General features: G+C 68.4%; 22 protein-coding genes and 1 pseudogene. 12 read left to right on the forward strand and 11 right to left on the reverse strand.

The window, feature by feature from the left end:
* Positions 1–4: 4 nt before the first annotated feature.
* Positions 5–925 (forward strand): NADPH-dependent oxidoreductase, encoded by a 921-nt coding sequence (locus tag ASE63_RS15785; RefSeq protein WP_082609996.1) that lies wholly within the window; start codon positions 5–7, stop codon positions 923–925.
* 31 nt (positions 926–956) lie between these two features.
* Here ASE63_RS15785 and ASE63_RS15790 read toward each other — a convergent pair whose 3' ends face one another.
* Positions 957–1,553 (reverse strand): nitroreductase family protein, encoded by a 597-nt coding sequence (locus tag ASE63_RS15790; protein WP_056802990.1) that lies wholly within the window; start codon positions 1,551–1,553, stop codon positions 957–959.
* A gap of 323 nt (positions 1,554–1,876) precedes the next feature.
* Between ASE63_RS15790 and ASE63_RS15795 the strand changes: the two genes are divergently transcribed.
* From ASE63_RS15795 to ASE63_RS15815, 6 genes and pseudogenes are all read left to right on the forward strand, one after another.
* Complete coding sequence (locus tag ASE63_RS15795; RefSeq protein ID WP_056802993.1) at positions 1,877–2,329, forward strand: Rrf2 family transcriptional regulator; 453 nt, start codon at positions 1,877–1,879, stop codon at positions 2,327–2,329.
* 88 nt (positions 2,330–2,417) lie between these two features.
* A complete protein-coding gene (locus tag ASE63_RS15800) occupies positions 2,418–2,960 on the forward strand; it encodes a flavin reductase family protein (protein ID WP_056802996.1) in 543 nt (180 codons plus the stop codon).
* Between the two features lie 154 nt (positions 2,961–3,114).
* Positions 3,115–3,702 (forward strand): alpha/beta fold hydrolase, encoded by a 588-nt coding sequence (locus tag ASE63_RS15805; protein WP_082609997.1) that lies wholly within the window; start codon positions 3,115–3,117, stop codon positions 3,700–3,702.
* A 156-nt stretch (positions 3,703–3,858) separates the two neighbouring features.
* A pseudogene (locus ASE63_RS26650) lies at positions 3,859–4,002 on the forward strand (ferredoxin--NADP reductase); the annotation flags it as partial.
* Positions 4,003–4,174: 172 nt separating this feature from the next.
* Positions 4,175–5,800 (forward strand): rhodanese-like domain-containing protein, encoded by a 1,626-nt coding sequence (locus ASE63_RS15810; RefSeq protein WP_056802999.1) that lies wholly within the window; start codon positions 4,175–4,177, stop codon positions 5,798–5,800.
* 83 nt (positions 5,801–5,883) lie between these two features.
* A complete protein-coding gene (locus tag ASE63_RS15815; protein ID WP_056803001.1) occupies positions 5,884–7,029 on the forward strand; it encodes an LLM class flavin-dependent oxidoreductase in 1,146 nt (381 codons plus the stop codon).
* Between the two features lie 109 nt (positions 7,030–7,138).
* Here the strand turns inward: ASE63_RS15815 and ASE63_RS15820 are convergent, their stop codons facing one another.
* The 6 genes from ASE63_RS15820 to ASE63_RS15845 are packed head-to-tail and all read right to left on the reverse strand — an operon-like array spanning position 7,139 to position 12,779.
* Positions 7,139–7,357, reverse strand: a complete 219-nt coding sequence (locus ASE63_RS15820; RefSeq protein WP_156410402.1) for a hypothetical protein — start codon at positions 7,355–7,357, stop codon at positions 7,139–7,141.
* 22 nt (positions 7,358–7,379) lie between these two features.
* Complete coding sequence (locus ASE63_RS15825) at positions 7,380–8,756, reverse strand: LLM class flavin-dependent oxidoreductase (RefSeq protein WP_056803007.1); 1,377 nt, start codon at positions 8,754–8,756, stop codon at positions 7,380–7,382.
* A 51-nt stretch (positions 8,757–8,807) separates the two neighbouring features.
* Positions 8,808–10,034 carry an SfnB family sulfur acquisition oxidoreductase gene (locus ASE63_RS15830; RefSeq protein ID WP_056803010.1) on the reverse strand — a complete coding sequence of 409 codons (1,227 nt, stop codon included), beginning with the start codon at positions 10,032–10,034 and terminating at the stop codon, positions 8,808–8,810.
* A gap of 46 nt (positions 10,035–10,080) precedes the next feature.
* Complete coding sequence (locus ASE63_RS15835; RefSeq protein WP_056803013.1) at positions 10,081–11,103, reverse strand: ABC transporter substrate-binding protein; 1,023 nt, start codon at positions 11,101–11,103, stop codon at positions 10,081–10,083.
* A gap of 28 nt (positions 11,104–11,131) precedes the next feature.
* Positions 11,132–11,884, reverse strand: a complete 753-nt coding sequence (locus ASE63_RS15840) for an ABC transporter ATP-binding protein (RefSeq protein WP_244491420.1) — start codon at positions 11,882–11,884, stop codon at positions 11,132–11,134.
* On the reverse strand, positions 11,871–12,779 hold the full coding sequence (locus ASE63_RS15845) for an ABC transporter permease (protein ID WP_082609998.1): 909 nt from the start codon (positions 12,777–12,779) through the stop codon (positions 11,871–11,873). The genes ASE63_RS15840 and ASE63_RS15845 overlap by 14 nt, the downstream gene beginning before the upstream one ends.
* Before the next feature lie 398 nt (positions 12,780–13,177).
* Between ASE63_RS15845 and ASE63_RS15850 the strand changes: the two genes are divergently transcribed.
* Both ASE63_RS15850 and ASE63_RS15855 read left to right on the forward strand, forming a co-directional pair.
* On the forward strand, positions 13,178–13,975 hold the full coding sequence (locus ASE63_RS15850) for an SDR family oxidoreductase (RefSeq protein ID WP_056803020.1): 798 nt from the start codon (positions 13,178–13,180) through the stop codon (positions 13,973–13,975).
* Positions 13,976–14,019: 44 nt separating this feature from the next.
* Positions 14,020–15,639 (forward strand): rhodanese-like domain-containing protein, encoded by a 1,620-nt coding sequence (locus ASE63_RS15855; RefSeq protein ID WP_056803023.1) that lies wholly within the window; start codon positions 14,020–14,022, stop codon positions 15,637–15,639.
* A 75-nt stretch (positions 15,640–15,714) separates the two neighbouring features.
* Here the strand turns inward: ASE63_RS15855 and ASE63_RS15860 are convergent, their stop codons facing one another.
* Positions 15,715–16,767: an aldo/keto reductase gene (locus ASE63_RS15860; RefSeq protein ID WP_056803026.1), complete on the reverse strand. Its 1,053-nt coding sequence runs from the start codon at positions 16,765–16,767 to the stop codon at positions 15,715–15,717.
* 288 nt (positions 16,768–17,055) lie between these two features.
* On the opposite strand from ASE63_RS15860, the gene ASE63_RS15865 reads away from it, so the two are divergent.
* From ASE63_RS15865 to ASE63_RS15875, 3 genes are all read left to right on the forward strand, one after another.
* Entirely contained in the window at positions 17,056–18,390 is a 1,335-nt protein-coding gene (locus tag ASE63_RS15865; protein ID WP_056803028.1) for an LLM class flavin-dependent oxidoreductase, read from the forward strand.
* A 29-nt stretch (positions 18,391–18,419) separates the two neighbouring features.
* Positions 18,420–20,060 (forward strand): rhodanese-like domain-containing protein, encoded by a 1,641-nt coding sequence (locus ASE63_RS15870; RefSeq protein WP_056803031.1) that lies wholly within the window; start codon positions 18,420–18,422, stop codon positions 20,058–20,060.
* Positions 20,061–20,208: 148 nt separating this feature from the next.
* Positions 20,209–21,633 carry an FAD-dependent oxidoreductase gene (locus tag ASE63_RS15875; protein ID WP_056803034.1) on the forward strand — a complete coding sequence of 475 codons (1,425 nt, stop codon included), beginning with the start codon at positions 20,209–20,211 and terminating at the stop codon, positions 21,631–21,633.
* 20 nt (positions 21,634–21,653) lie between these two features.
* Here the strand turns inward: ASE63_RS15875 and ASE63_RS15880 are convergent, their stop codons facing one another.
* The 3 genes from ASE63_RS15880 to ASE63_RS15890 form a co-directional block, all read right to left on the reverse strand.
* Positions 21,654–22,724, reverse strand: a complete 1,071-nt coding sequence (locus ASE63_RS15880) for an LLM class flavin-dependent oxidoreductase (protein WP_056803037.1) — start codon at positions 22,722–22,724, stop codon at positions 21,654–21,656.
* Between the two features lie 104 nt (positions 22,725–22,828).
* The gene (locus ASE63_RS15885) at positions 22,829–23,686 is read right to left on the reverse strand and encodes a CoA ester lyase (protein WP_056803040.1); all 858 of its coding nucleotides are present in this window, start codon (positions 23,684–23,686) and stop codon (positions 22,829–22,831) included.
* Between the two features lie 20 nt (positions 23,687–23,706).
* Positions 23,707–25,875: an ABC transporter permease subunit gene (locus ASE63_RS15890; protein ID WP_156410403.1), complete on the reverse strand. Its 2,169-nt coding sequence runs from the start codon at positions 25,873–25,875 to the stop codon at positions 23,707–23,709.
* Positions 25,876–25,902: the final 27 nt, after the last annotated feature.

A 25,902-nucleotide genomic window follows, 5' to 3' on the forward strand; every position in this document is an offset into this window, starting at 1 on the left:
TGCCATGACTCACGGATTCCTCGGCGCAGAGCCGCTGCTGCCGGACGCCACGGAAACTGCCCCCGACAAGCCGGCGCCCCGACCGGCCTTGTCCGAAGTCGGAGCGGGCGCCCCGGCGGACGCGTTGCTGCGTGCCCGCTATCGTGAGGCTGCCACGCCCGCGCCCCCGCACTGGAATGCCGTGATCGGCCAGATCGTGTCGCATCGCTCGGTGCGCCGCTATCGCCCCGATCCGCTGCCCGAGGGCATCGTCGAGACGCTGGTCGCAGCCGGGCAATCGGCAGCCACCTCGTCCAACCTGCAGACCTGGAGCGTGATCGAGGTCTCGGACCCGGCCCGCAAGGCACGCCTCGCCGAGGTCACCGGCGGGCAGAAGCATATCCTCGAAGCGCCGACCCTGCTGGTCTGGCTCGCCGATCTCGAGCGGCTCGGCAGGCTCGGCGCGGAGCGCGCGCAGCCCGTCGAGGGGCTGGATTATCTGGAGACGCTGTTCGTCGGCATCATCGACGCGGCGCTTGCGGCCCAGAACGCCGTCCTCGCCGCCGAGAGCCTCGGGCTGGGCACGGTCTATATCGGCGCCCTGCGCAACGATCCCGAGCGCGTCGCGCGCGAACTCGGCCTGCCGGCCAAGGTCCTGCCGGTCTTCGGCCTCTGCGTCGGCTATCCCGACGAGAGCGTCGTCACAGGCATCAAGCCGAGGCTTTCGCCGTCGCTCGTGCTGCATCGCGAGCGCTATGGCGAAGGCTTCACGCCCGAGGCGATCGCAGCCTATGACGCGGCGATCCAGGATTTCCAGGGCGAGCAGGCCATTCCTCAGGTGCCGTGGTCGCGCCAGGCGCTTGCCCGCGTCGCCGCGCCGCAATCGCTGAGCGGGCGTGACCGCATCCGTGATGCCCTGACAAAGCTGGGCTTCGCGCTGCGCTGACCGGCTCGGCTCCCGCTTTTCGCGCGCTGCCCTATCCCGCGTAGACGCCTTCGAAGACGAAGCTCTCGATCGGCTCGCGCTGGCTCGGCCTCTCGCGCGCCTGCAACCCTTCCGGCAGGCTGGAACGGTCTCCCGGCCTGCCGATGGCAACGATCGCCTCGGGGCGGTAGCCTTCGGGCAAGCCGAGCTCCGCGGCGGCGCGCGCATGGTCGAAGCCGGACATGCCATGCGCCTGCCAGCCGAGCTGCGAGGCCTGCAGCGCCAGCAACGCCCAGGCGGCGCCGGCATCGAAGGAATGGCTGTAATTGGCGACCTCCTGTTCCTTTCCGGGCGGGAGCAGGGTCGGCTTCGAGACCACGGCGACCAGCGCCGCCGCCTGCTTGGCCCAGGACGCATTGAACGGAATCAGCAGCCCAAGCAGGCGGTCCCAATTGGTGTCGCCCCGCCGCGCATAGATGAAGCGCCAGGGCTGGGCATTGTATCCCGAGGGCGCCCAGCGCGCCGCCTCGAACAGGCGGAGAAGCTCGTCGCGGCCGATCTCCTCGGCCGTGAAGGCGCGAGGCGACCAGCGCTCGAGGAAGAGCGGCTCGATCTCGTGGTTCGCGTTCCGGTGATTCGTGCTGGTCATCGCATATCTCCAGATTGGCGCCACCGGCCCGGCCGCTCGTGCCGGCCTGCGGGACGCCCCCCCGACCGGATGGCGCTGTCGGAACCGCGTTCAACGCCATGCCATGATCGGCGTCAATATTAGTCTATTATTTATGTTGTATATTCTGCACCCCCGCACGGGTCGACCCGCCGAAACGCTGGAGCCGCCGGAGGACAACGATCCCGCCATAAGAGCATGCGGAGAAGACTCGTCCGAGGCGATGGCCGATCGCAACCAAACCGTTTTCAAACACCCTTTAAGTTGATAGAAACAATGTAATTCATAAGCGGGAGTCGAGCGTCGTGCTCACCAACAAAGGCAAATATGGCCTCAAGGCCATCGTTCATCTTGCGAAGCTGGAAGCTGGCGAGACGGCGCAGGTCGCCGACATCGCCCAAAAGAACAATATCTCGAAGAAGTTCCTCGACGCGATCCTGCTCGACCTGCGCAATGCCGGCATGCTTCGCAGCAAGAAGGGCCCGGGCGGCGGCTATGCCCTGGCGAAGCCGGCGCGAACGATCAAGGTCGGCGCGGTGATCCGCGCCCTCGAGGGGCCGATCGCCCCGATCGGCTGCGCCAGCCGCTCGGCCTTCCGCGCCTGCGAGGATTGCGGCGAGATCGACAGCTGCCCGGTCCGCTCGGTGATGACCGAGGTTCGCGACGCGATGGCGGGCGTCGTCGACAACACCACGATCGCCGACATGGTCCGGCGCTCGCTGGTCAAAGCTCCGGCCGAGGCCGAATATGTAATCTGAGATTAATCTATATAACCGATAGACAAATATATGCTGCTCCCGTAGGACTCGGAAAGCGGCCACGAGCCGCCGAGAACATGGTAGCGCGATGAACCGTCATGTCAGCCCTGTCCGACCCGCCGACATTCAGGCCGACGCCTTCAAGGCGGTCATGCGCAACGTCGCGGGCGCGGTCAGCATCGTCACAGCCAGCCATGGCGGCCTGCGTGCTGGGCTAACGGCCACATCGCTGACCGCGCTGTCGGCCGAACCGCCGACCGTCATCGTCTGCGTGAACCGTGCCGCCTCGGCCTGGCCGACGATCGACGGCGCCGGCCATTTCGCGATCAACGTGCTGGCGGCCCGCCATCAGGCGATCGCCGACCGCTTCGCCGGGCGGGGCGGCTTCAAAGGCGAGGCACGCTTCGGCGAAGGCGACTGGGGCTGCCTCGTCACCGGCGCACCGACGCTCGACGGCGCGCTCGCGGTGCTCGACTGCGAGACGGACGAGGCGATCGAGCGGCATTCGCACACCATCCTGATCGGCCGAATCAAGGCGATCCGCCACGCCCAGGACGCCGGCGCCCTGCTCTATTGGCGCGGCGTCTACGGCAAGCTCGACGAGACGCTCCAGCACGGCGCCGGCATCTGACCGCCGCGCCGAACCGGCCGCGAGACCCGGACGTTCTCCGAACACGCCGAATGCGGGCAGACCATCCTAAAATGCCCGGGAACTTCGCCAACACGTTTCATTGACCGGAGGGCGATCCCCCACGGATGATTGCTGGACGAAAAGGAACAGCATCATGACCGTCCTCATCGTCCCGGGCCTTTACGGTTCCGAGCCGGCCCATTGGCAGAGCCGCTGGGAAGCCGAACTCGAGCGGGCCGAACGCGTCCAGCAGGAGAACTGGGACGCGCCGGAGCTCTCGGCCTGGATCGACAGCCTGCGCCGGCACGTCCTGAGGCGCCCCGGGGCGATCCTGGTCGGGCACAGCCTCGGCGCGACGCTGATCGCGCATCTCGCCGCCCGCTATCCGCGCCTCCCGATCGGTGGAGCGCTGCTGGTCGCTCCCGCCGACCCGCAGCTGCGCGCGTCGCGGATCCGCGGCATCTCGAGCTTCGGTCCGGTGCCGAGCGAGCCGTTCGGATTCCCGGCCATCGTCGTCGCCAGCCGGACTGATCCCTATATGGAGATCGAGCGCGCGCGCGTGATCGCCAACATGTGGGAGGCGGCCTTCATAGACGCGGGCGATGCCGGGCACATCAACGTGGCGAGCGGCCATGGCGGCTGGCCCGAGGGGCTGCGCCTGCTCGACCAGCTGATCCTGAAACGCAGCACTCAAGCTCGGCTTTCGCATATCGAGCGCGCATCCGGTACCAAAACGCAGTAGGCTAAAGCATCGGCTTTTCCCGAAAAGTGGCATGCGGTTTTCGGGAAAAGCCGATGCAAGATCAAAGGCCTGGATCGTCAGATCCGAATACGGCATTCGGTCCGACGATCCAGGCCGATCCCTCTCCAAGTCCATCTCTTCCAGAGGCGCGCCTGCGTGGAGGGGCGACCGCTGTTGCGGGCCTACAGCATGGCCAGCTTCAATAACGAGGAGCGGCTCGAATTCTTCAGCACCAAGGTGGCCGGAGTTCCGCTTACTTCCCGCTTGCAGCATCTGCGCGCCTGCGACGAAATCCTGGTCGAGCGCTGACACGCTGCGGAGTACGGCCGGCAAAGCACCGCGTTCTCTCGCTTCGCTCCCAAAGGAGAGCCAATTCCCTCGAAGCGTTGGAATACAGACGGATAGTCTACTAATTATATGCATTATTTGACTCCGACTTTCGCCCCTTGGCAGAACCTATCGGAGCCCATTCATGACCCTTTCCCCCAGCCGCCTGCGTTCCATCGACGTCGAAGCCCTCGCGAAGGCACTCAGTGACGGCAAGGAGCTCGCGATCGTCGACGTTCGCGAGGAAGGCGTGCGCTCGCGCGACGGCCATCTTCTGCTCTCCGTCGCCTTGCCGCTGAGCCAGATCGAATTGCGCGCCGGCGCGCTGCTGCCGCGGCGCGATGTCCGTGTCGTCGTCACCGATGCAGGCGACGGCGTCCTGGCCGACCGCGCGGCGGCGAAGCTCTCCAGCCTCGGCTATGTCGACATCGCGGTGCTCGACGGCGGCGTCGCTGCCTGGAAGGCCTCGGGCCGCGAGGTCTATACGGGCCAGAGCGCCTACAGCAAGGCGTTCGGCGAGTTCGTCGAGCACGCCTATGGTACGCCGCATCTCTCGGCCACCGAACTCAAGAGCCTGCTCGATGCCAAGGCCGATGTGGTCGTCCTCGATGGCCGCACCGTCCAGGAGTTCGAGAATTTCAGCATCCCCGGCGCCTATGCCGCGCCGAATGCCGAGTTGCCGCTGCGCGTGCACAGCATCGTGCGCTCGCCGGAGACGCTCGTGGTCGTCAATTGCGCCGGGCGCACGCGCTCGATCATCGGCGCCCAAGCGCTGATCAATGCCGGCCTGCCGAACAAGGTCGTGGCGCTCGAGAACGGCACGATGGCCTGGCTGTTCGAGGGCTATGAGCTCGATCACGGCACGCTCAACCTCGCGCCGAAGCCGACCGCGGCGCAGAGCGAACCGGTCCGCCCGTCGATCGAAGGGCTGACGAAGCGCTTCGGATTGCGCTGGATCGACGAGGCGAGGCTCGCCGGGCTGCAGGCTGAAGCCGATAGGCGGACGCTCTATCTCTTCGACGTGCGCACGCAGGCCGAGTTCGAGGCCGGCCATCTGCCGGGCTCGCTTTGGGCGGAAGGCGGCCAGCTGGTGCAGGGCATCGACAAGTTCGCTCCCGTCCGCAACAGCCGCATCGTGGTGATCGACGACGAGCTCGGCGCGCGCGCCGCCATCACGGCCTCCTGGCTGGTGCAACTGGGCTGGGGCGAGGTCTTCGCGCTCGCCACACGCCTGACCGGCGAGGGCCGCGACACCGGCCCCGCCCCGCTCGATCTGCCGGCGCTGCCGGAGGCGGCGATCGCCAGCCCGGCCAATCTCAAGGCCGAGATCGACGCCGGCACGGTCGTGGTGCTCGACCTGGCCTCGAGCCTGGCCTACGAGGCCGGCCACATCCCCGGCGCGCGCTTCGCCGTGCGCTCGCGGCTATCCGAAAATCTCGATGCCCTGGCAGGCAAGCCCGTGGTGCTGACCTCGCCGGACGGAAAGCTGGCCCGCCTTGCCGCGGCCGAGCTGGCCCTGCTGATCGGCGCGGAAAAGGTGCGCGTGCTGGATGACGGCACGCAGGCCTGGAAGGCCGCGCTGCTGCCGTTCGAGACCGGGCTGGTCGCGCTACATCACGCCGCCGACGATGTCTGGCGTTCGCCCTATCAGGTCGCGGGCGACCGGCATGCTGCCTTCCGCGCCTATCTCGAATGGGAGGTCGACCTGCTCAAGCAGATCGAGCGCGACGCAGACGTCTCCTTCAAGACCTTCCCGGCGCTTGCTGCCTGACCACTCCCATCCATCCACGCGCCAAGAAGAGAACCGCCGCGCCGTCCCTCCGGGACGGCGCGGTCGAGGAGTTTCGACATCCCATGACCGCCGATCTCCCACAGAGGCAGGGGCCACTGGCCGAGGCCCTGCGCCAGCCGCTGCTGCTCGGCCTGTTCCTCCCGATCCAGGACGGCGGCTGGTCGATCTCGACGCTGCCGCGTTCGACCGATTGGAGCTTCGAATACAACAAGCGCCTGACGCTGCAGGCGGAGGCGCTCGGCTTCGACCTTGTCTTCGGCCTGGCGCAGTGGCTGTCGAAGGGCGGCCACGGCGGAGAGATGCGCTATCGCGAGAACTCGCTCGACAGCTTCGTCGCCACCGCCGCGCTGAGCTCAGTCACCAGCCGGATCCTGCTGATCTCGACGGTCCACGTCCTCTACGGCCCCTGGCACCCGCTGCATCTCGCCAAATACGGCGCGACGCTGGACCATATCTCCGGCGGCCGATGGGGCGTGAACATCGTCACCGGCCATGTCGGCGCGGAATGGCAGATGTTCGGCAAGACGCGCGTCGAGCACGACCTGCGCTACGAGATGGTCGACGAATTCGTCGACATCGCCAAGCGGCTCTGGCTTTCGGACGAGAATCTCAGCCTCGACGCGCGCTTCTGGTCGCTGAAGGAGGCCTTCGTTTCGCCCCGCCCGGCGCATGGCCGGCCGATACTGGTCAACGCCTCCGGCTCGGAGGCAGGCTTCGACTTCGCGGCGCGCCATTCCGATCTCGTCTTCGTACCGAGCCCGACCGGTGTCGAAATCGAGCCGACGCTGGAGGCGCTGCCGGCCTTCACCGGGCGGCTCAAGGCCAAGGCGCTCGCACAGGGGCGCGAGGTCCGCGCGATCATCAACCCGACCATCGTCAGCGGCGCGACCGATGCGGAGGCGCAGGACTATTATCGCGCAATCATCGCGGCCGAGGACAAGGACGCCTCGGTCGGCTTCACCAACCGCGTTCGCGGCGACAGCGACGCCCATGCCTGGAGCACGCACAAGCCGGTCGAGGGCGCGCGTGCCGTGGGCGGCAATCTCCATCTCGTCGGCGGGCCGGAGCGCATCCGCGACTATCTGCTGCGGCTCAAACAGTCCGGAATCGACGGCGTGCAGATCTCGTTCTTCGATTTCGAGCGCGATCTCGCCTTCTTCGGCCGCGAGGTCCTGCCGCTGCTGCACGAAGCGGGGCTCCGCATCTAGATCGATCGAATTGACATGCCATTCCCGTCGTTGCGAGCCCCAGATCTTGCCTTCGGCAAGCCGGAGGGCTCGAACAGCGCTCTAATCGGCACGGCAAGCCGGCCGGCACTCAAACGAGCGCGGGATCCTTCGCCCCGGGATCGCCGACACCGAATTCGGCCAGAACGTCTGGGGGGCACAGGCAGCCGATCGTCCCGGGCGCCGGGCCCAGCTCCTCGCCCCAGCTCGCGACGTCGCGCTGCCAGTCGGCGACGACGCTGCGCCAGGCTTCCCGGACAGCCTGCACCTTGTGGCGCCGGCGCACCGAGCCGCTGTTGCGTTTTGGCATGATCTCTACCGCATACATCCGTTCACGCCGAGGCTGCAAGCTCCGGCTTGCGGCCCTCGGGCGTTTCGACCGGGCTGACAGAGGCCGGACGACGTTCGGCGCGCGGCAGGCCAAAATGGTCGCGCAGCGTGCGGCCTTCATAGGCGGCGCGGAAGATGCCCCTGCGGCGCAGGATCGGCACGACATGGTCGACGAATGCCTCCAGCCCCGAGGGCAGCACATCCGGCATCAGATTGAAGCCGGCTATGTCGCCCGAGGCAAACCAGGTCTCGATCGTCTCGGCGATCTGCTCGGGCGAACCGACGACCGTGCGGTGATTGGTGCCACCCGCACCCTGCGAGCGGATGAGCTCACGCACCGTCAGATTGTCGCGCCGCCCCTTGGCCAGCGCCTCGGCGGCGAAGGTGGTCATCCCATCCGTCGGCACGGTCAAATCGTCCGGCAGCGGCTTGTCCAGCGTCAGCCGTGCTGCATCGACCTGGAGCAGGCCGGCGATCCAGCGGACACCCTGCTCCAGCGGGGCGAGATCCCAAAGCTCCTCCTCCCGCCGCTTCGCCTCGGCCTCGGTGCCGCCGATGATGGTGACGAGGCCGGGCAGGATACGGATCGCATCGGCGGGGCGGCCGACCGAGGCCGTGCGGGCACGCAGCTTCTCCGCATAGGCCTTGGCGCGGTCGAGCGTATGGGCAGCCGTGAACACAGCCTCGGCATGGCGGGCAGCGAGCTCCAGCCCGTCATCCGAGCCGCCGGCCTGGACGATCAGGGGCCGGCCCTGCGGCGAGCGCGGCACGGTGCTCGGCCCCCGCACGGCGAAATGAGGACCGCGATGGTCGATGCGGCGGACGCGGGCGGGATCGACGAAGACCGGCGCCGTCTTGTCGCCGACCAGCGCATCGTCGGCCCAGCTGTCCCACAACGCGGTCAGAACATCGGCGAACTCGACCGCCCGCTCATAGCGCTGGGCATGGGCGACATGCTGCTCGAGGCCGAAATTGAACGCGGCCGAACGGTCCGCCGTCGTGACGATGTTGATGCCGGCCCGGCCGCCGCTGACCTGGTCGAGCGTGGCGAAGCGCCGGGCGATGTTGAAGGGGTCGTTATAGGTCGAGGACACCGTGGCGATCAGGCCGATATGCTCGGTCGCGGCGGCGATCGTCGCGAGCAGGATCGTCGGCTCCAGCGCCTGGAACGGGCGGAAATCCGAGCGATCCGGAAAGGTCGGATGATCGGCCAGGAAAATCGCGTCGAAAGTGCCGCGCTCGGCGATCCGCGCCACCTTCACATAATAGGCGGGATCGACGAAGGCAGCGGGATCGCCATCCGGCCAGAGCCACGCCGCGCTGTGCGTACCGGCATTGAGGAAGTTCAGGTTCAGATGGAGTTGGCGCTGTGCGGGCATGACAGATTCTCGATGAGGACAACCGGGCCGGAGCTGTGAAGGCGCTTCGCCTCACTCCGGTGCGGACGAATAGGGATGGCCGAGCGTCCAGGGGTCGCAGAGGCGCCGGTTCAGCACGAACTCGCCGACGCTGTGGTATTTCCAGCGGACGCCGTCATGCAGGGTATGAGTGCGGGCGTTTCGCCAGTGCCGGTCGAGATTATAGCGGCTGCTGGTCGCTTGCGTGCCGGCGAGCTCGAAGAGCTTGCTCGACGCCTCGAGCGCGTACTCCGTGGTGAGGATCTTGGCCTCGGCGATCGCGATCAGCGCCTCCGCCGCATCGCTTTCGCGGCTCGAGGCGCTGGCCTCGTCCGTCAGACGCGCCGCCTTCTCGGTCAGCGCCTCGGCGGCGTGGTAGTGCACGGTCAGCGACCCGACATCGCGCAATGCCAGCGGATCCTGGGTTGCGTGGGCCACGCCCGATCCCCGCGCCGGATGCGAGACCGCCCGCAACAGCCGCAACGTCTCGTCCAGTGCCGACCGGGCGATGCCGAGGTCGATGGCGACATGGACCAGCTGCGAGACAGCATTGGTGGTGTCGATCCTCGCGGGCCCCGCGCTGCGCATCGCGACCCAGAGCGGATCGATCTCGACATTGTCGAAGATGACGCTGCCGCTGGCGGTGGTACGCTGGCCGAAGCCGTCCCAATCGTCGATCACGGTCACGCCCTCGGCGTGGCGCGGGACATAGACGGTGACGCCCTCTCCGCCCTCGGAGATCGCCGGCACCGGAATCCAGTGCGCGAACAGGGCGCCGGTCGCATAGACCTTACGGCCGATGAGGCGCCAGCCGTCGCCTTCTCGCAGAAGCCGCGTGGCATGGTCCTTGGGCCGCTTGTCGCCGGGCTCGGCCGAAGCGTTGCCGAAGCGTTCTCCGGCCAGCACCCGGCCGAAGAAGAAGGCCTTCTGCTCGGGCGAGCCGTAGAGGCGCAGCCGCTCCAGATTGGCGTAGTGGTTCTGCGGGATCTGCCCGAGCGAAGGATCGGCCGCCGAAATCAGCGCGACCACCCGCGCGAGGGTGACGTTGGAAACCTCGGCACCACCGTGATCGCGCGGGACGGTGATCGCCCAGAGCCCGGAGCGGCTGAAGGCCTCGACCTGGGGCCATGGCAGCAGCCGGTCGCGGTCGCGCGCCGAGGCGCCGGCGGCGAAGTCCGCCGCGATCGCAGCGGCAACGCTGAGCGCCTCCTGATCGCCGGCGATCCGGGCGGCCGCGGCCGGCTTGGCTTCGATGTTCATCGGGTCGCTCCCAGCGGCAGTGATCGTCCCTGCCCGCAATCGGTGATCAGACGTTCGAGGCGGCGCTGGTGGCCGCGTTGAACTTGCGGCTGAACTCGACCGAGACGTCGATGCGGCGCTGGATATCGCCGGCTTCGAAGAGGATCTCGGCCAGCTTCTGCTCGCGCTTCACCAGCGCATCGTCCAGCGGATAGAAGCGCGAGAAGCCGTTTCCGGCGGAATACTGTGCCCGCTCCGGCGTCTGCTTGAGGCGCTCGCGGAAGATCGCCTCCACGGCCGGAATGTTGTTCTTGTACCAGTGCCAGTGACGACCGACCCGGCCGAGGAAATCGCCCAGCGCAGCGCTCTTGGCCTCGTCGCGGATGACCTCGCCGCGCGCCGTGAAGACGGTCAGCGACGGGATGTCGAGATCGTCGCTGCGCAGCAGGATACGGGCATCGCCCTTGTCGATCGACGATTTGACCGGCCCCAGTCCGCCGGAAAAGACATCGGCGCGGCCGCTGTTGAATGCCGCCGCGGCGGCGTTGGTGTCGACGAGCTGGACCGGCTGGATATCCTCGACCTTGAGACCCGCACGAATGCGCGATGCGATATACTGCAGGTAGTTGAAGCCGCCGAAATTGAAGGCCCAGCGCTTGCCGCGCAGATCCGCCAGGGTCTCGATCTTGGCGCTGTTGCGGACGGCGGTGATGATCGGCGGGAAGGCCGGGTCGGGATTGCGCCAGCCGGCTACGATCTGCAGCGGCGCATTCTCTTCCGTCCAATCGCCGGAGGCGCGCGCCTGCTCGATGATCAGCGATGTGTCGCCCATCAGCCCGACATCGATGGCCTTGGAGTACAGACCAGAGAGCTGTGCCGCCGGCCCGGGCAGCGTCGCCCATTGCAGGTCGAAGGGCGCGCCCTCGAGCACGCCGGAGGCCTTCACGGTTTCCTGCAGGCCGATATCCTGGGTTCCGACGACGAGCTTGGTCCGCGCTGTCTGGGCACGCAGGACGGCAGGGCTCGCGATCGCGCCGACGGCGCCGGCGGCACCGATGGCGGAGAGAATGCTGCGGCGGGTGATGATCATGTCAGACTCCGGAAATGGAAGCGGCGCGCTATTGCAGCGGCGCGATGGTGGGACGGACGCCGAGTTCGGCGAGAAGGCGGCCGCGCAGGGCGGCGAAAGCAGGGTCGGAGCGGTCACGCGGGGACTTGATCTCGACGCGCTCGTCGAGGCCCCAGCTGCCGTTGGAAAGGGCAAGGACCCGGTCGGCCAGCAGGATTGCCTCGTCGACGTCGTGCGTGACTAGGACGACTGCCGGATGGTGCCGGCGCCAGAGCTGAAGCACGAGGTCGTGCATGCGGATGCGAGTCAGGGCATCCAGCGCGGCGAAAGGCTCGTCGAGCAGCAGCAACCCCGGCTCGCGCACCAGCGCCCGGGCGAGCGCCACGCGCTGGGCCTCGCCGCCGGACAGCGTCCGCGGCCAGGCATCGACATGGGCGCCGAGCCCGACCTCTTCCAGCGCGGCAGCCGCCTCGCGACGGGCCTGCGCGCCGCGACGGCCAAGGACGACATTCTCCCAGACCCTGCGCGCCGGGATCAGGCGAGGTTCCTGGAAGACGACGGAGCGGGTCTTCGGCACGAGCAGCCGGCCACCATCCGCCTTGTCGAGGCCGGCGAGCAGACGCAGCAGCGTGGTCTTGCCGGTGCCGGAGGGGCCGAGCACGGCGATGAACTCGCCGCGGCGGATGGTCAGGTCGATGCCGTCGAGAACGGCGCGCTCGCCGAAGACGCGGCGAACGCCGCTCAGTTCCACGGCGTCGCGCGGGCCGGACGCAGCCAGAATGTGAAGATCAGTCGAGGGCAATGTTCGGCCTCCAGGGCAGGGCCAGGCGCTCCAGCGCCCTCATGACGAGGTCGGTCGTGATGCCGAGCGCCGCGTAGACGAGGATGCCGACGATGATGATGTCGGAGCGCTGGTTCATGTTGGCGACGTTGAGGATGTAGCCGAGACCGGAATGGGCATTGATCTGCTCGGCGACGACGAGAGCCAGCAGCGACACGCCCGCGGCATAGCGCAGGCCGACCAGCACCGAGGGCAGAGCCACCGGCAGGATGACATGCAGGATCGTCTGGCTGCGGCTCAGGTCGAAGGTGCGCGCGGCCTCGATCAGCTTCGGATCGACCCCGCGCACCCCGGCATAGGTGTTGAGGTACATCGGGAAGATGGTCGCGGCGGTGATCACGACGATCTTCGCGAACTCGTCGATTCCGAACCAGACGATGAAGAGCGGGACGAGCGCGATGAAGGGGATCGTCCGCAGCATCTGCAGCGGAGCGTCGAAGATTTCCTCGCCGGTGCGCCACAGCCCGGCGAAGAGCCCGAGCAGCAGTCCCGCCGTGCCGCCGATGGCGAGACCGACCAGCGAGCGCGTCAGCGAGACCGGCAAGGCCTCCTGCAGGTCGCCATGCACGATGAGCTCGACGAAGGCGGCATAGATCGCCGTCGGCGGCGGCAGCACCTCCGGCGCGACCAGACCGAGCCAGGAGGACAGCTGCCAGGCGAGCAGGATGAGGAGCGGCACGCCGACCCGGAGCGCCCTGCCCCGCCATTGGGCGAGATGGCCGAAGCGGGAGGCGGAACCAGCGATCGGGCTGAGGTCGACAAGCGCGAAACGCCCCCCGTCACGGGGCCGATCGCCCGACACGGCTGGAGCCGATCGGGCCTGGAGGCCAGGGGCATTGGCGGCAATATCCGTCATGTCAGCTTTCCGGAATCGGGTTGGCGAAGGTCGGGCAGCAGCGCGCCGCGACGATTCGAGCCGCGAACGGCCGCCTCGAATAGTACATTGTGAAGTAGAATTAATTTTCATTGTTTCGAGCGGCGCGAGGCTCTCCTTACCCTTACAGCGCGACCAGCGAGTCACTTCGCCTGAATCGGAGACCATACGCTCTCGACCCCGCCTCGTACCGTACCAGGCACGTCATCGAGTCTTGGACATATTGAACATCTCTACTGTAGACTAATGGAACATCAACGGATGGCGATATCGTTGCGAGGCAGAATGCTGCGCTCCCCTGATCTCGACGATCCGGCGCTGCGCGCGACATGACCGCCTGACGGGTCCGTGCGGTTTTCTTTTCAAAGAAGGTTCTTGCAATGGATCTCCAGTTGAAGGGCAAGGGCGCCGTCATATCCGGCGGCAGCAGAGGCATCGGCCTTGCCGCTGCACGCGCACTGGCGGCCGAGGGCGTCGATCTCGTCCTTGCCGCCCGCTCCGCCGATGTGCTGGCCGAGGTCGCGGCCTCGCTCTCAGCCGCCCACGGGGTCAAGGTCATCGGCATCCCGACCGACGTCCGCGACGATGCCTCCGTCCGGGAACTGGCGCGGCGCGCGGAGGACGCGCTCGGCAGCATCGACATCCTGGTCAATTCCGCCTCGGACCAGACCATCGGCGCAGCCCATCCCGGCCTTGCCGGCACGACCGACGCGGCGCTCTATGGCGACCTGGACGTCAAGCTGGTCGGCTATCTCAGGACGGCGCGGGCGATCGCTCCCGCGATGATCCGGCAGGGCTGGGGTCGCATCATCAACATCAGCGGGCTCGGCGCCCGTACGACGCTTTCGATCGCGCGGACAATCCGCAATGTCGGCGTCGTGGCCCTGACCAAGAACCTCGCCGACGAGCTTGGCCCTCACGGCATCAATGTCGTCGGCGTCCATCCCGGCGCGACCCGTACGGAAAAGACCGGCGCCTCCGTCCAGACCGAGGCCGAGCGGCTCGGCCTGTCCGTCACGGAGGTCGAGCGCCGGCGCGCGGCCAACATCATCGGCCGGCTGGTCGATGCCGAGGAGGTGGCCGACGTGATCGCCTTCCTCTCCTCACCGCGGAGCGCCTCGATCACGGGCGACTTCATCCCGGTCGGCGGTGGCCAGCCGGGCGTCGTCCACTACTGAACCGCCGGCTCCCGGCCGTCCCTGTCCCGATCCGAGGAAACATCATGAGCAGCTTCACGCCGGCCGCCCCGGCCACGATCGACCCGCATACCCTTCTGCAATGGCTCCGCGACGGCGGCGAGATCGCCCTCATCGACATCCGTGAGGAAGGCCTGTTCGGCGAGAGGCATCTGCTGCTAGCCGCGAACATTCCCTACAGCCGGCTCGAGCTCGACATCCAGGCGCTGGTGCCGCGGCCGGCGACCCGCATCGTGCTGGTGGCCGAACCGGCGATCGGCCCCCTCGCCCTGCGCCGTCTCGCGGCGCTGGGCTATGGCGACGTGCATCTGCTCGAAGGCGGCTTCGAGGCCTGGCAAGCCGCCGGCCAGCCCGTCTTCGCCGGCGTCAACGTGCCGAGCAAGGCGTTCGCGGAGTACGTCGAGGTTACCCTCCACACGCCCGACATCGAGGCCGCGGAGCTCGACCGCCTGCGGCAGGAAGGCGCCGACCTGATCGTCATCGACACGCGCACCAGCGACGAGTTCGCCCGCTTCCACGTACCCGGCGCCGTCAGCGCACCGGGCGCGGAGATCGTGCAGCGCTTCGCCGAACTGGTGCCGTCGGCCGAGACGACCGTGGTGGTGTCCTGCGCCGGCCGCACCCGCGGCATCATCGGCGGGCAGGCGCTGATCAATGCGGGCGTCCCGAACCCCGTCCGCGTCCTGTCCGGGGGCACGCAGGGCTGGCGACTGGCCGGCTTCGCGCTGGAGCGAGACAGCCCGGCCGTTCCCCGCTCGCCGCTCGCCGAATCCGCCCGCGCGAAGGCACAGGCGCGGGCCGCCACGCTGGCCTCCCGCCATGCGGTGCCTGAGATCGACACTGCCGAGCTCGCGCGCCTCAGGGGAGAGGCGGACAGGACGACCTATCTGTTCGACGTCCGCAGCCCCGAGGAATATGCCACCGGCCATGCGGAGGGCTTCGTCTCCGCCCAGGGCGGGCAGCTCGTCCAGGCGCTCGACAGTTGGGCCGCGACGCGCGGCGCCCGCATCGTGCTGACCGATGATGACGGCGTCCGCGCAAGGGTGACGGCGCATTGGCTGCGGCAGCTGGGCTGGGACGCGGTCGTCCTTCCCGGCTTCGTCGAGGGCAAGGCGCCGACCAGCGCGCATCCCGAACCTGCCCGCCCGCCGGCACCGACGGTGCTGACCGCGGCGGAGCTGCGCGAATGGCTGGGCGTCGGCGCCGCGCTGCTCTCCGCCGACCGTAGCGGCGACCATCGCCGCAACCGCCCTGCCCGCGCGGGCTGGGTCAACCGCTCACGGCTCGACCAGCTGCCGCAGGAGGTTGCAGCTGCGCCGCGACTCGTCGTCACCGCTGCCGATGCCGGGCTCGCGGCGCTGGTGGCGCTCGATCTGGCGGAAGCGCGCCGCGTACCGGTCGCCATCTATCCCGGCGGCGAGGAGAGTTGGCGTCAGGCGGGGCTCGCGCTGTCCGGCGCCGGCGACGAGCCCCGCGACGCGAAGCGGATCGACTATCTGTTCTGGCTGCATGACCGGCACAGCGGTAACCTCGCCTCGTCGCGCGCCTATCTCGACTGGGAGCTGGGCCTGCCTTCGGCGGTGGGTGGCCCCGACAGCACCGGCTTCAGCATCGCCGCGCCGCCGCAGGCTCGCGCGGCCGAATAACCGCGGCACATGGCGTGCAAACAAAAAGCCGCCCCGCGGAGGACCGCGGGGCGGCTTTTTCGCGCCTGACGGCGATCAGGGCGCCGGGTTGCCGTGGATCTGATGCGCCGCGTCGATGCGGGCCTCGATCTCCGGGGTGATCTTCAGCTCGCGCGACGCCAGGTCGATCCGCAGCTGGTCAAGGCTGGTCGCGCCGATGATGTTCGCGGTGACGAAGGCCCGGCTCGTGACATAGGCGATGGCCAGCTGCGCCGGATCGAGCCCGAAATCGCGCGCGATCGCCAGGTAGCTGTCGACTGCCTCCTCCGTGCCCGGCTTCTGATAGCGATTGCCGCGCTCGAACAGCGTCGAGCGCGCGCCCGCCGGGCGGGCACCGCGCTGGTACTTGCCGGTGAGATAGCCCTGCGCCAGCGGCGAATAGGCCAGAAGGCCGACCTGCTCGCGCTCGTGGAACTCGGCCAGGCCGCTCTCATAGGTCCGGTTGATCAGGTTGTAGGCGTTCTGGACGCTGACGACGCGCGGCCTGCCTGTGGTCTCGGCCAGATGCAGGAAGCGCGAGACGCCCCAGGGCGTCTCGTTCGACAGGCCGATATGGCGGACCTTGCCGGCCTTCACCAGCCCGTCGAGCGCATCCAGCGTTTCCTCGATCGGCACCTCCGAGCCGTCGGCACCGCGGCTGGGAGCATGCGCGCCGCTGCCGAAGAGCGGCACGTTCCGGTGCGGCCAGTGCAACTGGTAGAGATCGAGATAGTCGGTCTGCAGGCGCTTCAGCGAGCCCTCGATCGCCTCGTTGATGTGCCGCGCGTCGAGGCGTGGCGAGCTGCCATCCTGGCGCAGATAGTTGCGGCTGCTCGGTCCTGCTGCCTTGGAAGCGAGGACGATTCGTTCGCGCTTGCCGCCGGTCTTCAGCCAGGTGCCGATAATCCGCTCCGTCGAGCCGGCAGTCTCGGCCCGCGGCGGGATCGAATAGCTCTCGGCGGTATCGATGAAGTTGATGCCGGCATCCAGGGCATGGTCGAGCTGGGCATGCCCCTCGGCCTCGGTGTTCTGCTGGCCCCAAGTCATGGTTCCAAGCGCGATGGCGGAGACGCGGATGTCGCTGCGGCCTAGCTGGCGGTATTCGGGCATGCGTGACCTCTGGCTGATTGGACGCCGGACTCTCGGCGGCGTCCGTCATAGATCGCAAAAATATCTATCATACAACTGTATTTTTTAGAGACTGATCCGGCGAATAGGCAGGGTAGGTGCAAAGACCAGCAGCTGGAACAGATCGTCTCATTTTGCACCTTAACGAGATATTCCTTCTTAATTTGCGGCACGTCGAGCCCGAACAGCTAGAATGCCACTCGCGCAGGTTGACGCATAAAAGAATATAAAAATAATATACTATTATCGAAAATACGCCGGAGAAGCGGCATGACCTTTCATGCGGGCGGCCGCCAGCAAGGGCGCAAGCTCCATCTCAACGCCAATGTCATCCCCTCGGGGCGCCACAATGCGGCCTGGCGGCTTCAGGAGCGGCCGGAATTGGTCGTCGATATCGGCCATTTCCTGGAAATCGCGCGGATTGCAGAGCGCGGCACCTTCGATGCCGTCTTTTTCGCCGACCACCCTGCCCTGGACGAGAGTGCGGCGTTCCGACCCTGGCCGGCGCTGGATCCGACGATCCTGCTGACCGCGATGGCCGGCGCGACGAGCCATGTCGGCCTCGTGGCGACGACCTCGACCACCTTCGACCATCCCTATCACGTCGCCCGGCGCTTCGCCTCGCTCGACCATGTCAGCGGCGGAAGGGCGGCCTGGAACATCGTCACCACGCAGCACAACGCCGCGGCCGGCAATTTCGGCTATGACAACCTGCCGGCCCATCAGGACCGCTACCGGCGCGCCGAGGAGTTCGTCGAGGTCGTCGTCAAGCTGTGGGACAGCTGGTCGGCGGGGGCGATCGTCGCGGATCCCGCGACCGGGCGCTATGTCGACCTCGCCCGCACACGCAAGATCGACCATGTCGGCGAGTTGTTCTCGGTGCGCGGGCCGCTGCAGGTGCCGCCGACGCCGCAGGGCCGCCCGGTCATCGTCCAGGCCGGCGATTCCGATGCGAGCCAGCGCCTCGGCGCCCGCTGGGCCGACGCTCTTTTCACCATCCAGCGCACCATCGAGGGCGGGCGCGACTTCTATGCCAGGGTCAAGGAACTCGCCCGCGGCTTCGGCCGCGACCCGGAGACGCTGATCGTCCTGCCGGGGCTCTATCCCGTCATCGGCAGCACCGAAGCCGAGGCGCGCGCCCGCAAGCGCGCGATGGACGACCTGCTCGACATCGAAGAGGAGCAGGCAAAGCTTGCCGTCCGCTTCGGCGTCGATCCCGAGCGACTGCCCCTCGATCGCGAGCTGCCCGAGGACATACTCGACAACATCAGCCCGCATGTCACCCGCGGCTTCGTCGAGAACATCGTGCGCGAGGCGCGGCGCGAGCGCCTGACCGTGCGCGAGGTGCTCGGCCGCAACCCGCTCGGCGGCCACCGCCTCGTCGTCGGCACGCCTGGGCAGATCGCCGACGACATGGCGCTCTGGTTCGGCACCGGCGCCGCAGACGGCTTCAACCTGAACATGGACGCCTATCCGTCCGGCCTCGAGCTCTTCGTCGACCATGTCGTTCCGGAGCTGCGCCGCCGCAACCTGTTCCGCACCGAATATGCCGGCCGGACCCTGCGCGACCATCTCGGCCTCGACCGCCCGGTCGTCGCCGCCTGACCCTTTTCCCCCCTCACAGGAGCAAAGCCATGAGCCTCGCCTACGACCTCCCCGGCTCCGCCAAGGCCCATTCCGCGATCGCCACCATCTCGGCAGAAGAGCTGCGCCGCCAGGCCCTGGCAGGCCGCGAGATCGCGGTCGTCGACGCCCGCGCCCAGGAGCGCTACCTCGCCGGACATATCTCGATCGCCGTCGAGCTGCCGCTCAGCGAGATCGAGCTCCACGCCGCAGACCTGCTGCCGCGCCGCAGCGTGACCGTGGTGGTGACGGACGACGATGGCGGCGAACTCGCCTTCGCCGCCGCTCGCCGCCTCACCGAGCTGGGCTACAGCGACGCCCGCGTGCTCGAAGGCGGGCTCGCGGGCTGGCGGAAGGCCGGCCACGGGCTGATCACCGGCCAGTACGCACTCAGCAAGGCGTTGGGCGAATTCATCGAGCGTCGCTACCACACGCCACGGATCGACGCGCAAACCCTCCGGGCGCGAATCGATTCCGGCGAGGAGCTGGTGATCCTCGACACGCGTCCACTGGACGAGTTCCACCACATCGCCATCCCGGGCGGCATCGCGGCGCCGGGCGCCGAGCTGCTCTACCGGATCTTCGACCAGATCCCCTCCCCGGAAACACCGGTGGTGATCAATTGCGCGGGCCGGACCCGCGCCATCATCGGCGCGCAGGCTCTGCGCAATGCCGGCTTCCCCAATCCGGTCGTCTCGCTCGAAAACGGTACGACGGCATGGCTGCTCGCCGGCTACGAGCCCGCCCGCGGCGCCACCGCACTCGCCGACCGTCCGACCACCGAGGGCCTCGCCAGGGCGGAGCAGGCCGCTTCCGGGCTGGTAGAACGCTTCGGCATCAGGACGCTGTCCAAGGCCGATCTCGCCGAATTCAAGGCGCAGGCCGCGGAGCAGACGCTCTATCTCTTCGATGTCAGGACGACGGAGGAATATCTCGCCGGCCATTTGCCGGGCACCCGCTCGGCCCCCGGCGGGCAACTCGTGCAGACGACGGATCGCTTCGTCGGCGTCCGCCAGGGCCGGATCGTGCTGGTCGACGATCAGGATCTCGTGCGCTCACGCATCTCGGCATCCTGGCTGATCCAACTCGGGCATGAGAACGTCTATGTCTATGCCGCATCGGCCGACGCGTTGACCGAGCATGGCGCCCAGACCTCGCGTGTCCTCGGGAACGGCGCCTCTGCGAAGACGCTGACCGTGCAGGAGCTGCACCAGCGCCTTGTCGCCGGAGATGTCGCGCTGGTCGATCTCGAGCCCGCGCCTCCCTATTTCCGCGAGCGGCGCTACATCCCCGGTTCCCATGTCGCACGCCGTGCGACGCTGGCGGACAACCTTTCGCGTATTCCCGGCGTGGGCGCGATCGTGCTGACCTCCGCTGATGGCGAGCTGGCGCGCCTGGCTGCCGCCGATCTGGCGGGGCAGGACCGCCCCGTGCTGGCGCTCGCGGGCGGAACCCAGGCCTGGATCGAAGCCGGGCTGGAGCGCCGCAGCGGCCTCGACCAGCCGGCATTCGACCCGGCGGAGGCCCTGCCGCCCCTACCGACCCTGGCGCAGCGCCGCAGCAATCTCGCGGCCTATGTCAGCTGGGGCGACGACATCACCGATCTGCTCGCGCGCGACGGGCTCGTGCGCTTCCGCGAAGGCGCGCACTGAGCGCGTCTTGCCGGTCCGGAGACCGGTACCGGATCTGACAACGCTTTTCCGCCTTCCCGGTGTCTCGGCGCCAGTAAGGCGGAGCACAACCGCTTCAGGCCAGACGGCGTTGGCGCCGCAGGCGTTACATACTCTCCCGGAGTGCCCCATGACCGATCTGTCCCCGGCCGCCGAGGCGCTGCGCCTGCTCGGCCCCTTCCCCGAGAACTGGGTGCCGGAACGGCCAGGCATCGACCATGACGTCGTCGTCGTCGGTGGCGGACACACCGGTGCCGGCTTCGCCCTTGCGCTGCAGCGCGCCGGCATCCGCCGCTTCAGCATCATCGATGCGGCGACCGACGAGGCAAATTCCGGCGTCTGGCTGACGCGCGCCCGCATGAACCTGCTGCGGACGCCGAAGAACCTGCCGGGCCCCGAACTCGGCGTCCAGGGGCTGAGCTTCCAGGCCTGGTACGAGGAGCACAAGGGCAGGCAGGCCTATGCCGAGCTGCTGCGCATTCCCCGCCTCGACTGGGCGAAATACATCTCCTGGTTTCGTGGCCGGCTCGGCCTCTCCATTCGCTACGACACGCGGCTGCTGCGGATCGAGCCTGCGGCCGATCATCTGAAGCTTCATCTCGAGACGGGTGGCGAGCGTCGGATCGAGACCACGCGCAAGGTGATCCTGGCCAATGGCGTCGCCGGCAGCGGCTATGCCTATACGCCGGAGGCGCTGCTGGCGCTGCCCGAGACCCTGCGCGCCCATACCAACGACCAGATCGACATCGCCTCGCTGCGTGGCAAGGCCGTGGCCGTGATCGGCGCCGCGGCCTCGGCCTTCGATGCAGCCGGGGCCGCGCTCGAGGCTGGTGCCCGCGAAGTGCATCTCTTCGCCCGGCGCGACCATATCGCGTCCGTGCCTGTGAGCCGCGCCAGAGGCTATCCCGGCGCCTATGACAACTATCCCCACCTCCCCGATGCGCTGCGCTGGCGGCAGGCGCTGCGCTTCCGCAATTCCGGCTCGACACCGACGCCGGACGCGGTCGAGCGCGCCGTGAAGCACCCGAATTTTCACATCCATCTCGGCACGGAATGGCACGAGCCGCAGGTCGAGAACGGCCGCATCGCGGTGGCGCTCGACCAGGGCCGGTTCCATTTCGACTTCGCGATCGCCGGCACCGGTTTCCGCGTCGACCTGGCCCGACGCCCGGAACTGGACGATCTGGCCGGCGACATCCTGCTCTGGCGGGACCGCTATGTGCCGCCGGAGACCGAGGCGGACGAGGATCTCGGCGCCCATCCCTATCTCGGCCTCGGCCATGAGTTGCAGGAGAAGGAGCCGGGACGCGCGCCGCAGCTCCGGAACATCCACATCTACAATCCGGGCGGCTTTGTCAGCTTCGGCGTGCCGGTCGGCGATGTCCCGTCGATGCGCCGGGACATTCCCGCCGTCACCGCCAGCATCAGCCGCGACCTGTTCCTTGCCGATCTCGACCGGCATGCCGAACGCGTCACCTCGGCAGTCGCCCCCGAATTTGGCGAGGACGCCTATCGCTCCGCGCTGTGGGGCACGAGGTGGCAGGCAGCCGAATGAAACCGCCGCCGCAGCGGCGCTCAGTCGCGCAGCAGCGGCAGGAGCTCTTCGCCCTGCCTCCTGATCTCGGCGAGATAGGGCGTGTCGGAGAGTATGAACTGGGTGATGCCGAGCTCCTGGTATTTGCGCAGCGAGCGGGCGACGTCTTCCGCCGAGCCGACCAGCCAGGTCGTGCCGGCACCGCCGCCGCCGAATTTCCCCGGCGCCGTATAGAGATTCTCGTCCAGAACCTCGCCGCGCGCCTGCAGGTCGAGCAGCCGCCGCTGGCCCTTGGCGACGCCGCGCTGATGGTCGTTCCAACCGCTGCCCTGGCTCCTCGCCATCTCCGCAACCTTCGCCTCTGCATCGGCCCAGGCCTGCTCGGTGGTATCGCGCACCAGCGTGGTGATGCGCAGCCCGAACTCCAGCGGCGGCAGGTCGCGATCCAGATTGCCGCTCAACGCCTTGAGCCGCTCGATCCTCTCGCGGACGCCGTCGAGCGGCTCGCCCCAGAAGAGCTGGACATCCGCCTCGGTGGCGGCGACGCGCTCCGCCGCTTCCGAGGCACCGCCGAAATAGAGCCGTGGATGACGGCGCGTCCCGCGCGGCTGCAGCCGCGGCACGACGGTCGATGCCTCGACCCCGAAATGCTCACCGGCATGGCTGACCGCTTCCTCGGTCCAGAGCCTGCGGACCAGCCGCATGAACTCCCTGGTCCGGCCGTAGCGCTCGGCCTGGCCGTCCTCGCTGTCGCCATAGGCGGCGAGATTGTCCTTGCCGGAGACGATGTTGATGCGGACGCGGCCGCCGGTGAGGTGGTCCAGCGTCGCCGCGGAGGAGGCGAAATGCGCCGGCTGCCAGTAGCCGGGGCGGATCGCGATCAGCGGCTCGAAGCTGGTCGTCTGCGCGGCGAGCGCAGTCGCGAGCGTAAAGGTGTCGGGCCGGCCCCAGCCGGTGCCGATCAGCGCACCCGTCCAGCCATGCCGCTCCAGCGCCTTCGCCTGCTCGGTCAGCGTCGTGAGGCTGTTGTGGTCCTCGGAGGCGGTGTCGCCCCGGTGACCGGCCGTCGCGGCATTGGGGATGTACCAGAGATATTCGCTCGCAGCTGTCACGGGGATCGCCTCCGGTCCGTTGGGGCAAGGTTTGGCAAGCTGTGCCCGGCCAGGCTGGAATGCCGGGCCGGGCCGCAGTTTCAGGATGCGTATCCGGGCCGAAGCTACGCGTCGGCCGCGCGCTCGGCATTGGCGAGGATGCGCTCGGCCTCGCGGATCACCGGCTTCTCGATGAGCTTGCCGTCGACCACGGCCAGCCCCGTCGTGCTTTCGGCATAGGCGGCGATGACGCGTTTGGCGTAGGCGATGTCCTCGCTGGTCGGCGAGAACGCCTCGTGGATCGCCGGGATATGGTTGGGGTGGATCAAGGCCTTGCCGGTGAAGCCCAGCTCGGCGCTGCGGGCAGCCTCGCGGCGCAGGCCCTCGTCGTCATCGATGGTGAGATAGGGCACGTCGAGCACGGCGACCTCCGCCCGCGCCGCGGCATGGACGATGCGGGAGCGCGCGTAGGCCAGCGCATTCCAGCTCGGCTTGACCCGCAGCTCGGCGGAGAGATCGACGGCGCCGATGAAGAGTGCGACGATCGAAGGATCCGCCAGGGCGATCGAGGCGACGTTCTCGAGCCCCTCCGCCGTCTCGATGATCACATAGAGCACGATCGGCTCGGGGCGATGGCGCAGGAGATCGGCTACGATCCGGACCTCGTCGGCGCTGCGCACCTTGGGCAGCACGACCGCGTCAGGAAGCGTCTCGAGCTTGAGGATCGCCAGCAGGTCGGCGAGCCCTTCGGGCGTGCGCGCGCTGTTGATGCGGACGGCCTTCTCGGGCTTCGCAGCCCTGTGCTCATGGTAGAGCGGCAGCGACAGGTCGCGGGACTCGTCCTTCCTGTCGGGCGCGACCGCGTCCTCCAGATCGATGCAGACCACGTCCGCACCGGTTTCGAGCGCCTTGGCGAAGCGGTCGGGCCGCAGGCCCGGCACGAAGAGGAAGCTGCGGCGACGGCGCGTGCGTTGATCGGACATGTCGTTTCTCCAGGAAGTCTTCATCGGTTGAAGGACGAGCCGCTTCGCATCCGCTCGGCATAGGCGGAGAGCGGGAAGCAGATGGCGAAATAGAAGGCGGCGACGGCGAGGTAGACCTCGAGCGCATAGGGGCGCCACAGCGTGTCGGCCAAGGCGGCCTTGGCGGCGCCGAGGACATCAAACACGCCGATGACCAGGACGAGCGAAGTGTCCTTGACCGCGCCGATGATGGTGCCGACCGTCGGCGGCAGGGCGATGCGCAGCGCCTGAGGCCAGACCACGAGCCGAAAGCCCTGCCAGCGCGTCAGCCCCATGCTGGCGGCGCCTTCGGCCTGCCCCGGCGGCACGGCGGCCAGCGCCCCGCGCCATACCTCGGCGAGCGTCGCCGCGCCGTGCAGCACCAGTGCGGCCAGCACCAGCCACATCTTCTCGACGGCGAGCCCGCCGAGGATCAGCGGCAGCAGCGAGGCCGTGACGAAGAGCAGCAGGACCAGCGGCACGCCGCGGATGGCCTCGATGACGAATGTGGCCGGAACCCGCAGGAGCGGCGTCGCCGCCCGGCGCGCAACCGCCAGAGGCAAGGCGAGCGGGATGGCGAGGCCGATCGAGAAGACCGCGAGCAGCAGCGTGACAAAGACGCCGCCCCAACTGGTGACCGGCACGGGCGACAGGCCGAATGTCTGGCCCTGCACCAGCAGCGGCGCGACGAGCGCCAGCAGCACGGCGAGAGCCGCGCGCCATGCCAGCGGCAACCCTCGCGCCGCAATCAGCGAGACGGCCGCCAGCAGCAGGCCGATGCCGATGACGGCGCGGATATGCGCCTGTCCCGGCATGGTGCCGAACAGGATCAGGCCGCGCTTCTCGGCCAGTACCGCCCAGCAGGCCCCTGCCCCATCGGCGCAGAGCTGCGCCGGGCCGAGCCAGACGGCATCCCACAGCGCCCATTTTGCCAGCCATAAGCCCGCCAGCGCCAGCACCGCATAGGAAAACCCGCTCAAGCCCCGGGCCAGCGGCGTCGCGGGCGTTACAGGCGACCGCGCCAAGCGCTCGCCAAGCCGCTCCGTCGGATCGGCCGTCAGCGCCCCATAGCTCGAGCGGCGATGATAGAGATTGACCGCGCCGGCGACGCAGAGGCCAAGCGCGAGATAGATGCCCAGAGCCAGCGCCGAGCCCTCGATCGCCTGGCCGGTCTGGTTGATCGCGGTGTTGATGACCGCGACGAGATCGGGATAGCCGATCGCGACGGCCAGCGAGCTGTTCTTGATCAGCGCCAGGAACTGGTTGGCGAGCGGCGGCAGGGCGATGCGCCCGGCGCCGGGCGCGACGACGAGGCGGGCGATCGCGCCATTCGCCAAGCCGAGCGAGCGGGCCGCCTCGACCTGCCCCATCGGGACGGCCAGGATGGCGGCACGGACGACCTCTGCGATGTAGGCGCCGTGGAACAGGATCAGCCCGAGGGTCAGCGCGGCGAGCTCCGGGCTCAGGCTCCAGCCGCCCGAGACCGCAAGCCCGCGCAGGGCGCCGAACTCCAGTTCCGGCCGCGGCAGAATCGCGAGCGCCGCCAGGGGAAGGATGGCGAGCGCGCTCAGCCAGAAGCGCTGGCCCTCCGTCACCCGCTTCCGCAGGAGCAGCAGCGCGAGCACGGTCGCGGCGGTGAGCGCCAACCAGGCACCGCCCTGGGCGAGAGCCGGGACGATCAGGCCCCGGTTGGAGATCAGCACGCCCGGCAGCGGATCGAAGGCCTGTCGGATCGGCGGCAGCAGAAGCAGCAGGCCGTACCAGAGGAAAAGCTGGAGCAGGACCGGCGTGTTGCGGAAGAGCTCGACATAGGCCGTCGCCAGCCAGGCCAGCGGCCGGCTGCCGAACAGGCGCAGCAATGCGACCGCCGTGCCCAGCGCCACCGCCAGGGGAATGGCGAGCGCCGCCACCAGCAGCGTGTTGCCGAGCCCGGCCAGGATGACGAGGAGATAGCTGTCCGAAGGACCGACCGGAAACAGCGCTTCTGGAATCTGGAAGCCGGCCGGCTCCGAGAGAAAGCCGAAGCCGCCGCGAATGCCCTGCGACGCCTGCATTCCCGAGACCAGCGCGGCCAGCCAGAGCACGAGGCCGAGACCGGCGAGGAAAGCAAGTCCGTAAAAACCGGTCAGGGCGGCCCGAGGGCCGCCCTTCCATCCTGCGAATGAGCTCACGGCCGGCGGGAGTTCAGGTCCCGCCGG

Origin of the sequence: Allobosea sp. Root381, assembly GCF_001429395.1 — a bacterium.
Lineage (GTDB): Bacteria > Pseudomonadota > Alphaproteobacteria > Rhizobiales > Beijerinckiaceae > Allobosea.

Coding starts and splice junctions, on each gene's coding strand:
- ASE63_RS15845 (WP_082609998.1), bottom strand. CDS start 12,779: ATGACGGATATTGCCGCCAATGCCCCTGGCCTCCAGGCCCGATCGGCT.
- ASE63_RS15825 (WP_056803007.1), bottom strand. CDS start 8,756: ATGCCCGCACAGCGCCAACTCCATCTGAACCTGAACTTCCTCAATGCC.
- ASE63_RS15865 (WP_056803028.1), top strand. CDS start 17,056: ATGACCTTTCATGCGGGCGGCCGCCAGCAAGGGCGCAAGCTCCATCTC.
- ASE63_RS15805 (WP_082609997.1), top strand. CDS start 3,115: ATGACCGTCCTCATCGTCCCGGGCCTTTACGGTTCCGAGCCGGCCCAT.
- ASE63_RS15885 (WP_056803040.1), bottom strand. CDS start 23,686: ATGTCCGATCAACGCACGCGCCGTCGCCGCAGCTTCCTCTTCGTGCCG.
- ASE63_RS15785 (WP_082609996.1), top strand. CDS start 5: ATGACTCACGGATTCCTCGGCGCAGAGCCGCTGCTGCCGGACGCCACG.
- ASE63_RS15870 (WP_056803031.1), top strand. CDS start 18,420: ATGAGCCTCGCCTACGACCTCCCCGGCTCCGCCAAGGCCCATTCCGCG.
- ASE63_RS15820 (WP_156410402.1), bottom strand. CDS start 7,357: ATGCCAAAACGCAACAGCGGCTCGGTGCGCCGGCGCCACAAGGTGCAG.
- ASE63_RS15810 (WP_056802999.1), top strand. CDS start 4,175: ATGACCCTTTCCCCCAGCCGCCTGCGTTCCATCGACGTCGAAGCCCTC.
- ASE63_RS15800 (WP_056802996.1), top strand. CDS start 2,418: ATGAACCGTCATGTCAGCCCTGTCCGACCCGCCGACATTCAGGCCGAC.
- ASE63_RS15835 (WP_056803013.1), bottom strand. CDS start 11,103: ATGATCATCACCCGCCGCAGCATTCTCTCCGCCATCGGTGCCGCCGGC.
- ASE63_RS15815 (WP_056803001.1), top strand. CDS start 5,884: ATGACCGCCGATCTCCCACAGAGGCAGGGGCCACTGGCCGAGGCCCTG.
- ASE63_RS15875 (WP_056803034.1), top strand. CDS start 20,209: ATGACCGATCTGTCCCCGGCCGCCGAGGCGCTGCGCCTGCTCGGCCCC.
- ASE63_RS15850 (WP_056803020.1), top strand. CDS start 13,178: ATGGATCTCCAGTTGAAGGGCAAGGGCGCCGTCATATCCGGCGGCAGC.
- ASE63_RS15790 (WP_056802990.1), bottom strand. CDS start 1,553: ATGACCAGCACGAATCACCGGAACGCGAACCACGAGATCGAGCCGCTC.
- ASE63_RS15830 (WP_056803010.1), bottom strand. CDS start 10,034: ATGAACATCGAAGCCAAGCCGGCCGCGGCCGCCCGGATCGCCGGCGAT.
- ASE63_RS15855 (WP_056803023.1), top strand. CDS start 14,020: ATGAGCAGCTTCACGCCGGCCGCCCCGGCCACGATCGACCCGCATACC.
- ASE63_RS15860 (WP_056803026.1), bottom strand. CDS start 16,767: ATGCCCGAATACCGCCAGCTAGGCCGCAGCGACATCCGCGTCTCCGCC.